Source organism: Streptomyces sp. NPDC029674, assembly GCF_044903205.1.
Lineage (GTDB): Bacteria > Actinomycetota > Actinomycetes > Streptomycetales > Streptomycetaceae > Streptomyces.
In genome coordinates this window covers 81,355-94,094 of record NZ_JBJDPY010000015.1, presented here as the reverse complement: position 1 = coordinate 94,094, position 12,740 = coordinate 81,355, and the positions used below count along the sequence as shown (strand labels likewise).

The 12,740-nt window shown below is 66.6% G+C and carries 9 protein-coding genes and 2 pseudogenes; 3 read left to right on the top strand and 8 right to left on the bottom strand.

Translation table 11 applies throughout. The features are described from left to right. Positions 1-30: 30 nt before the first annotated feature. The 3 genes from ACI2L3_RS30895 to ACI2L3_RS30885 are packed head-to-tail and all read right to left on the bottom strand — an operon-like array spanning position 31 to position 3,231. The gene (locus tag ACI2L3_RS30895; RefSeq protein ID WP_404755752.1) at positions 31-870 is read right to left on the bottom strand and encodes a carbohydrate ABC transporter permease; all 840 of its coding nucleotides are present in this window, start codon (positions 868-870) and stop codon (positions 31-33) included. Between the two features lie 28 nt (positions 871-898). Continuing rightward, positions 899-1,900 (bottom strand): carbohydrate ABC transporter permease, encoded by a 1,002-nt coding sequence (locus ACI2L3_RS30890; RefSeq protein WP_404755684.1) that lies wholly within the window; start codon positions 1,898-1,900, stop codon positions 899-901. A 14-nt stretch (positions 1,901-1,914) separates the two neighbouring features. Continuing rightward, positions 1,915-3,231, bottom strand: coding sequence for an ABC transporter substrate-binding protein (locus ACI2L3_RS30885; protein ID WP_404755683.1), 1,317 nt, complete (start codon positions 3,229-3,231; stop codon positions 1,915-1,917). A 192-nt stretch (positions 3,232-3,423) separates the two neighbouring features. Here ACI2L3_RS30885 and ACI2L3_RS30880 point away from each other — a divergent pair, with 192 nt between their 5' ends. Then, a complete protein-coding gene (locus ACI2L3_RS30880) occupies positions 3,424-4,746 on the top strand; it encodes an ROK family protein (protein ID WP_404755682.1) in 1,323 nt (440 codons plus the stop codon). Here ACI2L3_RS30880 and ACI2L3_RS30875 read toward each other — a convergent pair. Continuing rightward, a pseudogene (locus ACI2L3_RS30875) lies at positions 4,718-5,221 on the bottom strand (DUF1996 domain-containing protein); the annotation flags it as partial. The gene ACI2L3_RS30880 and the pseudogene ACI2L3_RS30875 overlap by 29 nt on opposite strands. Before the next feature lie 44 nt (positions 5,222-5,265). Further along, positions 5,266-6,261 (bottom strand): tyrosine-type recombinase/integrase, encoded by a 996-nt coding sequence (locus tag ACI2L3_RS30870; RefSeq protein ID WP_404755681.1) that lies wholly within the window; start codon positions 6,259-6,261, stop codon positions 5,266-5,268. Positions 6,262-6,668: 407 nt separating this feature from the next. On the opposite strand from ACI2L3_RS30870, the gene ACI2L3_RS30865 reads away from it, so the two are divergent. Beyond that, positions 6,669-7,187 (top strand): DUF6232 family protein, encoded by a 519-nt coding sequence (locus ACI2L3_RS30865; protein ID WP_404755680.1) that lies wholly within the window; start codon positions 6,669-6,671, stop codon positions 7,185-7,187. Then, positions 7,184-7,582 carry a hypothetical protein gene (locus tag ACI2L3_RS30860; RefSeq protein WP_404755679.1) on the top strand — a complete coding sequence of 133 codons (399 nt, stop codon included), beginning with the start codon at positions 7,184-7,186 and terminating at the stop codon, positions 7,580-7,582. The genes ACI2L3_RS30865 and ACI2L3_RS30860 overlap by 4 nt, the downstream gene beginning before the upstream one ends. Before the next feature lie 619 nt (positions 7,583-8,201). On the opposite strand, the gene ACI2L3_RS30855 is transcribed toward ACI2L3_RS30860, so the two are convergent. The 3 genes and pseudogenes from ACI2L3_RS30855 to ACI2L3_RS30845 all read right to left on the bottom strand — a co-directional run. Beyond that, positions 8,202-8,831, bottom strand: coding sequence for a hypothetical protein (locus tag ACI2L3_RS30855; protein WP_404755678.1), 630 nt, complete (start codon positions 8,829-8,831; stop codon positions 8,202-8,204). 90 nt (positions 8,832-8,921) lie between these two features. Further along, positions 8,922-11,957 (bottom strand): Tn3 family transposase, encoded by a 3,036-nt coding sequence (locus ACI2L3_RS30850; protein ID WP_404755677.1) that lies wholly within the window; start codon positions 11,955-11,957, stop codon positions 8,922-8,924. Between the two features lie 128 nt (positions 11,958-12,085). Beyond that, positions 12,086-12,679, bottom strand: a pseudogene (locus tag ACI2L3_RS30845) (DUF1996 domain-containing protein); the annotation flags it as partial. Between the last annotated feature and the right edge of the window lie 61 nt (positions 12,680-12,740).

The following is a 12,740-nucleotide window of genomic DNA, read 5'->3' as shown; positions in this document are numbered from 1 at the left end:
GGGAGTGGAGTGCGGGGCGCCGGAGGCCGGTTATTTGACGGCGCCCGCGGTGAGACCGGCGACGAGGTAACGCTGGAGGAGCAGGAAGCCGGCGACGACGGGCAGGCTGACGACGAGAGAGGCGGCCATGACCTGGTTCCAGTACACATCGTTCTGGGTGGAGTAGCCCTGCAGGCCGACGGCGAGGGTGCGGGTGGCGTCGTTGGTCATGACGGAGGCGAAGAGCACCTCGCCCCAGGCGGTCATGAAGGCGTAGACGGTGACGGCGACGATGCCGGGGATCGCGGCGGGCACGATGACTCGGAACAGGGCGCCGAGCGCACCGCAGCCGTCGACTTTGGCCGCTTCGTCCAGATCCCTGGGCACGGAATCGAAGTACCCGATGAGCATCCAGATGGAGAAGGGCAGCGAGAAGGTGAGGTAGGTGAGGATCAGGCCGCCGCGGGAGCCGAACAGGGCGATGCCGGTGGCGTCGCCGATGTTGACGTAGATGAGGAACAGGGGCAGCAGGAACAGGATGCCGGGGAACATCTGCGTCGACAGGACCGTCACCGTGAAGACGCGCTTGCCGCGGAAGGAGTAGCGGCTGACCGCGTATGCCGCGAACACCGCGATGGTGACGGAGCAGACGGTCGCCGCACCGGCCACGATCAGTGAGTTCATGAAGTAATCGGCCAGCGGGACCGTTTCCCAGATGTCGAAGTACGGGCGAACGGTGAAGGCCGAGGGGATCCACGTGAACTTGCCCGACACGTCTTCCAGTGGCTTCAGCGAGCTGGACACCATCACGTACACGGGCAGCAGGACGAAGACGGTGAGGAGCGTCAGGAAGATCCGGCGGCTCCACAGGAAGGACCGCGGGGCGGCCATCGGTGAGCGGGACGGCCGGAGGGCACGTTCAGACATCGGCGGCCTTCTTCTCCCGGGAGGTCAACCAGAGGTAGACCCCCGTCACCACAAGCAGGAACAACAGAAGCAGGACCGACATCGCGGAGCCCGTACCGAAGTTCCAGGCCTGGAACGAGGACTGGTAGATGTGGATCGATATCAGGTTCGCGGCCTCGGGTGCCGCCTTGCCGAACAGCACGAAGGGGGTGTTGAAGTCGTTGAACGTCCACAGGAACAGCACCAGGACGAGGACCTGGTTGACGGGGCGCAACGACGGCAGGGTGATGCGGCGGATCTGCTGCCATACGCCGGCGCCGTCGAGGGCGGCGGCCTCGTAGAGCTCCTTGGGGATGTTCTGGAGCCCGGCCATCATGATCAGGAACGCGAAGGGCCAGCCCTTCCACACCGAGACGACGAGCAGGGCGATGAAGCTGTTGTCGCCGATCAGCCAGAACGGAGCGCTGTCGGTGAGTCCCAGCTGGTCGTGCAGCACATGGTTGATCAGGCCCTTGTCCCGCTGGAACATGAAGGCCCACGTCATGACGGCGGCGTAGACGGGCAGCGCGTACGGCACCAGGAAGAGGGTGCGCAGGAGCCCCCGGCCGCGGAACGTGTCCTGCATGAAGATCGCGGCAGCGGCACCGAGCAGCCAGCACAGGCCGACCGACAGGACGGTGAACAGACAGGTGGTGACGAAGGACTTCAGCAGCGCCTCGCCGATGGGGGCGTCGAAGTCGACCACCACCGAGTAGTTGTCGAGACCGGACCAGGGGGCGGTGCTCCAGTCGCGGATGTAGAACTGGGTGAGTTCCCGGAGGCTGACGACGATGCCGATCACCATCGGCACCAGATGGACAAGGAGTTCGAGCAGGAGGGCGGGGAGCAGCAGCAGGTACGGCAGTCCGATGCGGCGGAGCCGCTCGAAGCGGCGCCGGGGCGGAGCCGCCCCGGGGTCGTTCTTCCGTGCCGTCCCCTCATCTGTCGCCTGGGCAGCGGTAGCGGTAGCGGTCATGGCGGTGTCCGCACTCACTTCGCGGGCATCTGCCGCTGGGCCTTTTCGAGCTTGGCCCGCACGGATTCGGTGGTCACCGCGCGACCGGCGGCGGCGTCGGCGAAGAGTTCCTTGACGGCGGTCCCGACGACGGTCTCGAACTGAGACTCCTCCGGTACCTGCGGCAGCGCGGCAGCACTGGTGGCGAGCGTGTCCCTGAGCACAGAGAGCGACGGGTCGCTGAACGCCGGGTCCTGCTGGGCGGTCTTGACCGGCGGGATGGAGCCATAAGCCTTGTTCAGGATGATCTGCTCCTTGTCGCTGGTCATGAACTTCACGAACTTCTTGGCGCCGTCGATGTTCTTGGTGTTCTTGAAGACAGCCATGTTGATGCCGGCGACCATGGAGTTGGTGGCCTCGCCCGGGCCGGGCTTGCCGGACCGCACGGGGGCGGGCGCGACGCCCCACTCGTCTTGGCTCATACCGTGTTCCTTGAAGGTGGCCGCCGCCGTCTGCCACAGCACCATGGCCGTCTTGTCCTTGGCGAAGTCGCTCAGGGACTGGTTCTGCGCGTACTCGGCACTGCCCGGCGCGATGATCTTGTCCTTGGCCATGAGCTCGACGTACTGCTTCACCGCGGCCACGGCGCCGTCGGAGGTGAAGTCGGGTTTGCCGTCCTGGGTGAAGAAGTCCGCGCCGTGCTGCTTGGCGAGGACGAACACCTGGTGGATGTTGTTGGACAGGTTGGAGCCCTCGGCGCCCAGGGCCCACTTGCCGTCCTTGGACAGCTTCTTGCCGGTCTCGACCAGCTCGTCCCAGGTCGCCGGCGGCTTGTCCACACCGGCCTCCGCGAACAGCTTCTTGTTGTAGTAGAGCGCGTAGGCCATGGAGTACAGGGGCACGGCGGCCGGATCCTGGTCCTGAGCACCGGTGGAGCCGAGGGCGGATTCGACGAAGCGGTCCTTGCCGCCGATCGCCTCGAAGTTCTTGGCGTCCCAGGGCAGCAGTGCGCCGCCGGCCTGCAGTGAAGCGCTCCAGGTGTTGCCGATGTTGAGGACGTCGGGTCCCTGGCCGGAGGTCGTCGCGGTGAGGATGCGGTTGAGGAGGTCCGCCCAGGGCACGACCTCCAGCTTCACCTTGATGCCGGTGCGGTCCTCGAACTTGTCGAGTTCCGGCTGGAGGACCTTCTTGTCCACCCGGATGTTCGCACCCTGGTTGGAAGCCCAGTAGGTGAGCGTCTTCGGCTTCTCGTTGGAACCTTCAGTGCCCGAGGTCCCCCCGCCGCAGGCCGCCGCGGTGAAAACGAACGAGAGGGTGACGGCGCTGACGGCCGCCGCTCTGATTCTGCGCATGACTCCAGAGGCCTTCCGGGAGGAGATGGCTGTCGCCTGCGGGAGCCCGGGCCCGGAGCAGCGCCCCGCATACGCCCCCTTCAAGCCCCCCACGACTTAATTTAGGCTGTGAGTTAAACCTCAAGCGAAGGTCGCGTCAAGGCCCCTGTCACCTGTAGGTTGCAAGCAGGACTTCGGAGCAAGGGGGGCAGGGTGAGAGTGCGCAACGGCCGCACAGTGCGTGACCTGCGGCGGGAGAACCGCACCGCGGTATTGCAACGGTTGTATTTCGACGGGCCCTTGAGCCGCTTCTCGCTCGGCCCCGCCACCGGCATGAGTTCCGGCTCGGTGAGCAACGTGGTCGCCGAGCTGGTCGCCGAAGGTCTGGTCGAGGAGGCCGGCAGCGTCGACTCGGCCGGCGGCCGGCCCCGGACGCTGCTGCGCGTCAGAGCGCAGGCCGGTTACTTGATCGGCGTCGACATCGGCGAGACCCGGGTACGCATCGAGCTCTTCGACCTCGCCCTCACCGAACTGGCCCGCGTGGAGAAACCACTGGCCACCGGCGGGCCGCGCCGCGTCGACCGATACGACGTCGGTGTCGTGGTGGAACATCTGCGCACAGGCATCCCCGAGGTGCTGGAACAGGCGGGCATCGCGGCGGACCGCATGCTCGGCGTCGGGATCGGGGTGCCGGGCATCGTCGCGCGGTCCGTCGAGGACGGAGCCGTCGTGCACGGCCAGACGATCGGATGGGACGCCGTCCCCCTCGAGCGACTGCTGCGCGAGTCGCGTCTGCTGCCCGACACCGTTCCGTACTGCATCGACAACGGCGCCAAGACGCTCGGGCAGGCGGAGATGTGGTTCGGCGCCGGGCGGGGCGCTCAGAGCGCGGCGGTGGTGCTCTTCGGCTCCGGCGTGGGCGCCTGTGTCGTCGCGGACGACATGGGGCCGGGCCGGGCCGTGGAGTGGGGGCACCTGACCGTGCGGGTGCGTGGGCGCCGCTGCCGCTGCGGCGCCCTGGGCTGCCTGGAGGCGTACGCGGGCGCGGAGGCGCTGCTGGAGCGCTGGGCGGAGGCGGGCGGGCAGCCGCCCGAGGGTGCGGACGAGGAGACCGCCCTCACCGCGATGCTCGCGGCCGCATACCCGGAGACGACCCCCGCGGGACCAGACGCGGAACCCGATGCCACCGCACTGGCCGTCCTGGAGGAGACGGCCGAATACCTCGGTGCGGGCTTCTCCGACCTGATCAACCTGTTCCAGCCCGAGCGCATCCTGGTCGGCGGCTGGGCCGGACTGCAGCTGGGCCGTCGCTTCCTCGACCTGGTGACGGCCCACGCCACCTCCTACGCCCTGACCTACCCCGCGGCCCACGTCCGCATCGGCCTCGGGTCCCTCGGGCCCGACGCGGTCACCGTGGGGGCCGCGATCCTGCCGCTGGCCGACTTCTTCGCCCGAGGTGGCCGCCCCGAAGCGGCCGAACCCCGGGAACCGGACCCGGCGTGGCGGACTACCCTGCGGGAACGCTTGTCGCAGTAGGCAGCCGGTGATCCTCGTTCAATACCGGGGCGAGGTGGGGGTGGTTCTGGTCGTAGCCTCGCGTGTCGCACTGGAGGCCGCCCACGATGCAACGGTCGACCAGCGCTTTGAGAGTGCGTTCCTCCCAGGCGTTGAAGAAGTCGTAGTGGAAGGAGTAGCCACGGCCACTGGCCAGCCGGACGTCCCTCATGTCGCCGTTGACCGGCCACGCCATCTTGAACTCGATCATCGGCAGGGCGACCGGATGGGAGGCCGGGCACATGTTGTCGTTGGTGCCGGGTCTGACGACCGGGTAGGCCATGTGGCTCTTGTGGTCGGGAGTGTCGAGGTACTTGCCGTCCCAGCAACTGGGCGCCTGGAAGCGGATGTTGAGCTGAACGTCGGGCCGGCCGGGGCAACTGGCCGGGAAGTCGGTGTTGAAGAAGCTGTCACCGCATTCCCAGCCCTCGACGAAACCCTTGTGGCCGCGGAAATCGGGGTGCCGGTAAGAATGCTGTCACCAGCCGCAAACGGTGAGGGTCACGTGCGGCGACGTGCGGCGGGGTCGCGTTCGGCGACGTGTCGGGCGACCGAGTCGACGCCGGGGCGGGCGTACCGCTCCAGAGAGCGGACGGAGGCGTGGCGGGAGCGGGCCAGCAGCATCGGGGTCGAGGTGCCGTCCTCGGCGTCGTGTGTCAGAGCACTGTGACGTAGCCGGTGGAGCGTCCACCCGTCCAGGTCCTCGATGTCCTCGGGCGAGGCGAGCGGGTTGGCCAGCAGCCGGGTGTTCTCCTCGAAGATCTCCTCAGCACGGCGATACGACAGCCGGGCCCGCCCGGTCTCGGGGCACACGTCCAGCGTCGGAGTTCCGGCCGGTGCTTTGCGGCCGGTGAGGAACAGCGGGCCGCGGGCGCGGCCGGCGATGAGGCGGGGCAGCAGTTGGGCGGTGCCCGACTGCCAGTGAATCCACTCGGTCGCCCCGCCCTTGGCCAGGGTTCGGCCGCGCTTGTCGCCCGGGTGCAGGTCCTCCACGTTCAGGCACAGCACTTCATCGGCTCTCGCCGCCGATTCGTAGAGCATTTTCCAGCACGTCTTCTCCCGCAGCGAGATGTCCAGGCGCCACAGGGCGGCGATCTGGTTCTCCGCGAGGGCCTTGGTGCGGTCGGGCGGCGCCGGCCGCCGCTCGATGCCGATCGTCGGATCGCAGTCGATCCAGCCCTGTCGCTGCCACCAGCCGATCGCCTTGCGCGCGATGGACAGCTCCCGGTTGACGGTGTCGGCGTCCATCTCGTCCGCCCGCGCCGCCGCCAGGTCGGCCAGCACCTCCGGCAGCACCGGATCATCGATCGCGGCCACGGGGAACAAGGGCGGCTTCGCGCCGCGGCGGGCCGGACCCGTCGGCGCGCGTTCGCCTGTGAACATCCACCCCCACGTCATCAACGAGATCCGGTAGATCCGTGCGGAGGACTTCGCGATGCCCGCGCCGGTGAGGTACCGCTCGACCGCCGCGGTGTACGTGGCCGGAGGGGCGGACATGGGCACGACGCGGGCGCGCGGCAATCGCGACGCGCCCCCGCCCTTGATTTCGTTCACTGGTTCGACTGACACGCCCGCCCCACTCTCCCGGCACCGCCGCAGTAAATGCGTACACCTCACCCCGGCGGCCGGAATGACCCGCCGCAGGTCGCGATGATCACCGTAGAGGTCCTGCCGCAGTAAATCCGGCATTTACTGCGACAGGCCGTGTTCGACATCCTCAGATCTTGTGACTGGCGATCGGTGGTGTGACAGCGGAGTATCACCACGACCAGACGGAGAGCAGAGTCGACCACTTGCTCTGATCTGATCGCTGATGCACGTTCGCCAATCTGCCTCCCTTCGCAGTCGGCAGGAGGATACACTTCGAGAGCCGATTCTCGGAGAATTCCAGGCGCGGGGGCAGGATGTTCTACAAGCGCAATACGATCATTATCCGTGTCAGTCGACGGGTCCTCTGGGTCGATTCCGAGGCATATCCCCTCCAGAACATCGCCCGTGTGACGCCAAAGACACTGAAACCAAGCTTCGCCAAGATTCTGAAACTCGTCGGGCGCTGGGTTCTCGTAGTGTACGTCGCACTGATGGGCTTCGCCCTATATGAGACCGAAGGCCAAACCACCCTGGTCGGACTCATCATGCCAGCGGTTCTGCTGTTCTTGGCCGCACTCCTCATCTCCGGCCTCATCCGCTTGTTCGTGGCGGCCACCCGAAACACCCTATACCAGCTCAACATCGAGACCGCGGGATCACCGTACGCTGTTCTCGCCAGCCCCAACAAGGAACTGGTAACCCAGATCTCACACTCAATCATGGAAGCGATCGATAATCCGCAGGTCGAATTTCAGTTCCAGGTCGAGAATTTTCATATCGGCGACAGCATCAAGCAATTTGGAAACACCAACACGGGCAAGGTGACCCGATGAACGAAAGCTTTCACTTCGGCGACAAGATCGTCCAGACCGGTGATCGAAATGTGGGCAAGGTCCAGGGGGCGGTGACCTACAGCGATATCAACCAGTCCCTCCATAAGATTGCTCCGGGCTTCGAGGCCCTCGCCGAAGCCGTGGCCGACGCGGTGCGCTATCTATCCGCTGCGGGTATACCGGACGACGTCCGCGAGGACGCGTCGGATCTCGCGACAACGATCCGCGCCGAGGTAGCCCGAGACGAGCCGGACCCCGGCATCCTCCGACGTGCCGTGGCGGCCCTCAAGGGGTACCTTGCGCCGATCGCCATCACCACCATTACGGCCGGTGCCGCAGTCGGCGGCGAGGAGACGGCCCACGCACTGATCGAACGCCTGGGCAACGCACTGTGACCACCGGAGTCCTACGCCTCCTGGACTTCCTGCTCCGCCCGCCATTTTCCAATGCTGACGCCAATATATATCTGGGAGGTTTCCGTGAATCACGATGACAACCGGGATCAATCCGAGCCGCCTGGACCAACTCTGGACGACCAACCCGACGCCGAAGATGTGCAACAGACTGCCACGGTCTTTGCGCTGGCAGCAGGCGCCTTGGCTGGGACTTTGATGGCCGCCGTGGCCATTGACGCGGCCAAGGCTGCTGTCAAAGCATGGAGAAGAACCCGGAGCCACGAGCCAAATTCATAGCTTACTGTAGTGACGAGTTCCGGGGGCCTTCTATCCGCCGAGTGCACTGTTGATGGCTGCCGTGCCAGCCTCGTGTAACCACTGGCTCTGGAGCCCTACCCAGCCTGCGTAAAACGGCATCGTACGCGCGGCGTAATTCTGTCGGGTTCGGCTGCTGAGTCGACGCCTCGGCACGTAGCGCTGTGGCTTCTTCAGTAAGCTCGGCCTCGGCAGTGTCATCGAGGCCGGGCTCCGGAATATTCGCCAGTACACCCTTCGCGAATTGCATCAGTGAGTTGGTTCCAGCCCCCCATGTATTGTTTACGGTGTTCTGACATCCCCCCTACTTGGGTTCCCTGGGGTCTGGCTTGGACCGTTGTGTTGTAGTGTCACCCGTTGACGTGCCCACATTTTGATCGCCGATCTGGACGATCTTGTCGCCGAAGTGAAAGCTTTCGGGCCTGGGGTAGAGAAAATCCGACACAGTCATCCCGCTTTCTGCGCAGTCGAGTCCGAGACGAGTCAGAGAAATTTTGTGCGCGGTGTAGATTTCCCGATGTCCGGGATCCGTCCAGTTCACCTTGTGGATCACTTCCATAAGACTTCGTTCGGCTAGGTATTCCATTGCCTCGCGCAAGTCCTCGAACTCCAGCGGGATTCCTTCGAACGAGGCATCGAGAGATCCCATGAACGCATTACAGACTGGAGTACGGTCACCATGGTGGTACTGCCGATGCACCCAGTGCAGGAGAGCGTTACGTGTGTAGACGGCACGAGCAGTCGGATTCTGAGCAGCGCGGGCAACGCGCAGCGCCTCACGCTCTTCCGCTTCCTGCTGTCTCTCTGCAGCCCGCCTCGCCTGCTCGGCCCGAGACGGGGTGGCAGCTGTGGCCGCTGCCACCAACATACGGCCGATTCCGTTGAGCCCTCGGCGTAGTCCGGTCGGTTGCTCGTTGGAACTATTGCGGTCCACCGGGGCCCTCCCTCTTCGGCAGCCACGCTTCGGTGCCCCACCGCGCGAGATGCCGACGTGGTCTGGCTCCGGTCCTGTAGCAGCGCAGGTTCATGAGCTCTCCACGGTGAGTCGCGCGGCGTGGCTGTCTGAGGCCCGAGGGCCGGGAACGGTCGCCGATGCGAGGCTGAGGCGGCTGTCCATGTCGAGGTTCACCTCACCGTAGGGCCGGACGTGAGACCAGAACAGCGGGGTCAGGCCGCGCCGGTCGAAGGGAGTGAGGAGGTCGGCCCACTCCGGTTCGCCGAGGATGGCCTGGAGCATCAGGGTGTTCACGTAGACCAGGGCCGATTGCAGAATGCGCAGGGACAGGACGAACATCTCCTGCTCGTCGCGCCTGTTCGAGGCGATCTCTCCGCCCTTGCCGTAGGCGATCACGGAGTTCGCGCCGTTGGAGGACTCCATCACGTTCAGGCCCTCCTCGATCTCCCGCTGAAGGTCCCGAAGCCGCAGGTAGCGGGCCACGAAGATGGTCTTCTGGGCACGGCCGACCTCCAGCATCGCCGCGTAGGTGGGGTGGGAGGCGTTGCGGGTGAAGCGGCGCAGGATCGCCTCCGTGGACGCGGTACGGGTCCGGATCGCGGTCGCGTACTTGATCATCTGGTCGTACTGCTGGGTGATGAGTTCCCAGCGGATCGGCCGGGTCAGCGCAGGGGTCAGCTGCGGGTAGGCGTCCGGTTCGCCGGCCACCGGCCGGTACAGCTTCACCTTGTTGATCCGCTTGATACGCGGCAGCAGGTCGAAGTTCAGCAGCCTCGTCACGCCGAACCCGATTTCCGACTGGCCATGACTGTCTGTGTAGTTGGCCTCGACGTCCATGGTGGTGCCGTGCCGCATCGCGCCCTCGATCATCGCGGCGACCTCGGACGCGGTGCAGTTGATCAGCTGGGAGTGGATGGCCATCGACTTCTTCTCCACATGCCAGTAGATGAGCACCCCACGGCCGCCGTAGCGCGAGTGCCACTCGGTGAACAGGTTCTGGTCGTAGGCGCGCACGTGGGTGGAGTCGGAGGCGACCGCGGTCGAGCCCTGGCCCCACAGCTCGGCGCTGCGGGCGGCGAAGGTGGCGTTCGCGATCTGGACGGCGATGGCGCGGGCCGACTCCGCGGAGAGGTAGCGGCGGCGCACGTACCGCAGTTCGTCCTCGGTGTGGCCGTGGCCGCCGGACGACACGGCCTTGATCCCGGTGTTCGTGCCGTACGCGTAGATGACCAGCAGCAGCCGTTCGGCCAGCACCTCCGCCGAGAGGCTGCCGCCGCCGGAGACAGAGGTGACCGCGTCCAGGCAGCCGGTCCGCAGCACCGCTTCCTTCAGCATGTCGACGAGCGGCACGATGCCCCAACGCCTCTGCACTTCGGCCTTGACCCTGCGCAGGTTGCGCGGCTCGGGCTGGGCCTCGGCCGCCGTCAGCCGGATCGCCCCGGACTTCCGCTCGGCGATGTCCAGCCAGGGCAGCTTCGGCATCTGGTCGTTGAGCAGGGTCAGCTCGGCCGTCATCTGCTCGCGCAGCTCGTCGACGAACACCGCGGCGTCCAGCGGCTTGCGCAGCTCCCGGTAGTTCTCGGCCCGCTTCGCCTCGAAGTCCTGCGGCAGGTCCTCGTCGGGGTTGCGCCACTTGTCGGCGCCGACCACCCAGATCTCCTTGCACTTGAGCTGATCGCGCAGGGCCTGAAAGGCCACGACCTCGTAGACCATGCGCACCACCCGGCGCCGGCCCCGCTTGTCGGCGCGGTGGACGACCTCCGCCCAGTCCCCGCCCATCGCCTTGTGGACCGGCACCGTCTCGCCCAGCGGGTAGTACGTGGTGTTCCCCGCGTTCGCGTACCGCGTCACCAGCGCCAGGGCCTCGATCACCGGCCGGTGGGCATGGTTGGAGGAACGGAACTCCAGCACGTCCAGCAGCTTGATCAGCCCGCGCCGGTAGTGGTTGGTGTAGGACGCCTTCAGCGTCGTCTGCACCGTGCGCCGGTAGACCGGCCCGCGGGTCTTGAACTCGTGCACCAGCTCCCGCAGTGTCGCCTCGCCCCCGGACACCGCCGGGAACACGACCTGGCGGACCGTCCCCTCCGGGGTGCCGAGCGACGCCTCGGCGAGCTTGAAGAGAATGTTCTCCTTGCCCGACACCTTCTTGAACGCGTTGATGAGCTGCTCGGTGACCTTCTTCTCCGCCCGCGCCCCGATCCGGTGCACTGTGGAGATCAGCAGTTCCACCAGCGTGTCGGTGATCTCCCGTTCCCGCTCGTGCAGCAAGGCGGCCAGCAAGGTCACCCGCAGCGGTACCGGGTGCGTCCGCAGGTGGGAAGGCGATTCCACCGCGGCCCGCGCCCGCCAGGCGGCTACGACCTTCGGCGCGATGTCGCTGAACAGCTCTGGTGGCAGGCCGATCGCCCGCACCGCCAGGAGCTTGTCGATCTCGGTGAGCATCGTTTCCAGGCTCACGTTGCCCGGCGCTTCCTTGACCTTCGCCAGTACCGGCGGCGCGTCCTCGCCCTCCGTACCGCCGCCCGCGGGTCCGGCGTCGTCCTGGTCGGCGCCGACCACCAGAGCCACGATCCGCTCGATGCTCTCCACGGTCAGCCGGGAGGAGATCAGGGCCGTCAGCGACTCCTCGGCCGCCCGCAGGGCAGCCCCCACGATCCGATCGCACCGGCCCGACGTGGGCGGCTCGATACTCTCGGTGCGGCAGCGCGCCAGCAGTTCCACCCGGACCTGCTCGGGCCTGCGTTCCTTGTGTGCGATGTGCTCGGCCAGATACGCCGTCAGCTTCTCCGCGTCCGCGACGCTGCATTCACGGAAGCCGAGGTGCTCCCGGACCTGCGCACGGTGGTACTCGACCGTACGGCCCGTCCAGTCGTAGAAACCCAGCTCCGAGGCAGGAACCTGCACCTGCCGGGCGACGAACTCCACTGCCTCACCGGGCAGCTCTGCCCTGTTCCGGGGAAACCGGCCGTACTGCGTGTAGAACTTCAGCAGCACAGCGAAGCCCAGTCGCGTCGCACCACGCTTGCCGGACACGAGCGCCTGCTCGTCCTTCAGCAGCGTCCAGTGCTCGACGAGTTCATCCAGGTCCAACGGAGTACGGGCCACGATCGAAATCGTCCTCGCAGAGCTTCACTCACCGCAGCCGTACGGGCCCGGACTCACCCACACGGGTGACACCCTCGGAAGATCATCACCGTTTGCGGCTGGTGACAGCATTCTTACCGGCACCCCAAATCCTGGGCGCTCTGCATCGGGTCGCCGACGACGTAACGCAGTCCCTTGGGGAAGGGCCGCACACTCGTGTAATCGGTGATGCCCGACTTGTAGTAGATGACCTGCGGTCCGACCGGCAGGATCTTCTCGTTGCCCTTGTACAGCGACGGCATCCAGTACGCGGAGGCGTCGGCCGGTGCCTTGCAGGTGGTGTTGCCGCCGTAGAGGCTGTCCGTGGTGCTGTCGGCGTGCGTCGTCGTATTGCCCATGAAGGTGTGGTCGTGGGACTTGCCGGGCTGTCCCGGGTACACGATCGGGTCGTCCGGCGCGGTGTGCGTGACGGCGCAGTTGGCCTGGAACTCCTTGTGGTAGCGCGGCGGCGGGGTGCGCTCGGAAGGGGTCACGCCGGTGACCGGGGGAACGGCCGGGATGTATCCGTCGCCGTCCGGGTCGTCGCCGGACGCCCGGGTGGACACCGCCATGGTGTGCCCGCTGTGGCCACCGGCCGCGGCGTCCGGGCCGGCCGCGGTGGCGACCGTGCCGAGACCGAGGACCGTCGCGAGCAGAGCGCTGCCGACCAGCAGCGCGGGGAGTCGTTTCGAACGCCGTCTCATGGAGGGCCTCCAAGCCCATCGGAGTCAGGGTGGTCACCCGGCAGGGGGCCGCGCGTTGACG

Excerpts from the sequence above, each read along its gene's own strand:
- ACI2L3_RS30895 (WP_404755752.1), bottom strand. The coding sequence starts at position 870 with ATGGCCGCCCCGCGGTCCTTCCTGTGGAGCCGCCGGATCTTCCTGACG.
- ACI2L3_RS30890 (WP_404755684.1), bottom strand. The coding sequence starts at position 1,900 with ATGACCGCTACCGCTACCGCTGCCCAGGCGACAGATGAGGGGACGGCA.
- ACI2L3_RS30885 (WP_404755683.1), bottom strand. The coding sequence starts at position 3,231 with ATGCGCAGAATCAGAGCGGCGGCCGTCAGCGCCGTCACCCTCTCGTTC.
- ACI2L3_RS30870 (WP_404755681.1), bottom strand. The coding sequence starts at position 6,261 with ATGTCCGCCCCTCCGGCCACGTACACCGCGGCGGTCGAGCGGTACCTC.
- ACI2L3_RS30865 (WP_404755680.1), top strand. The coding sequence starts at position 6,669 with ATGTTCTACAAGCGCAATACGATCATTATCCGTGTCAGTCGACGGGTC.
- ACI2L3_RS30860 (WP_404755679.1), top strand. The coding sequence starts at position 7,184 with ATGAACGAAAGCTTTCACTTCGGCGACAAGATCGTCCAGACCGGTGAT.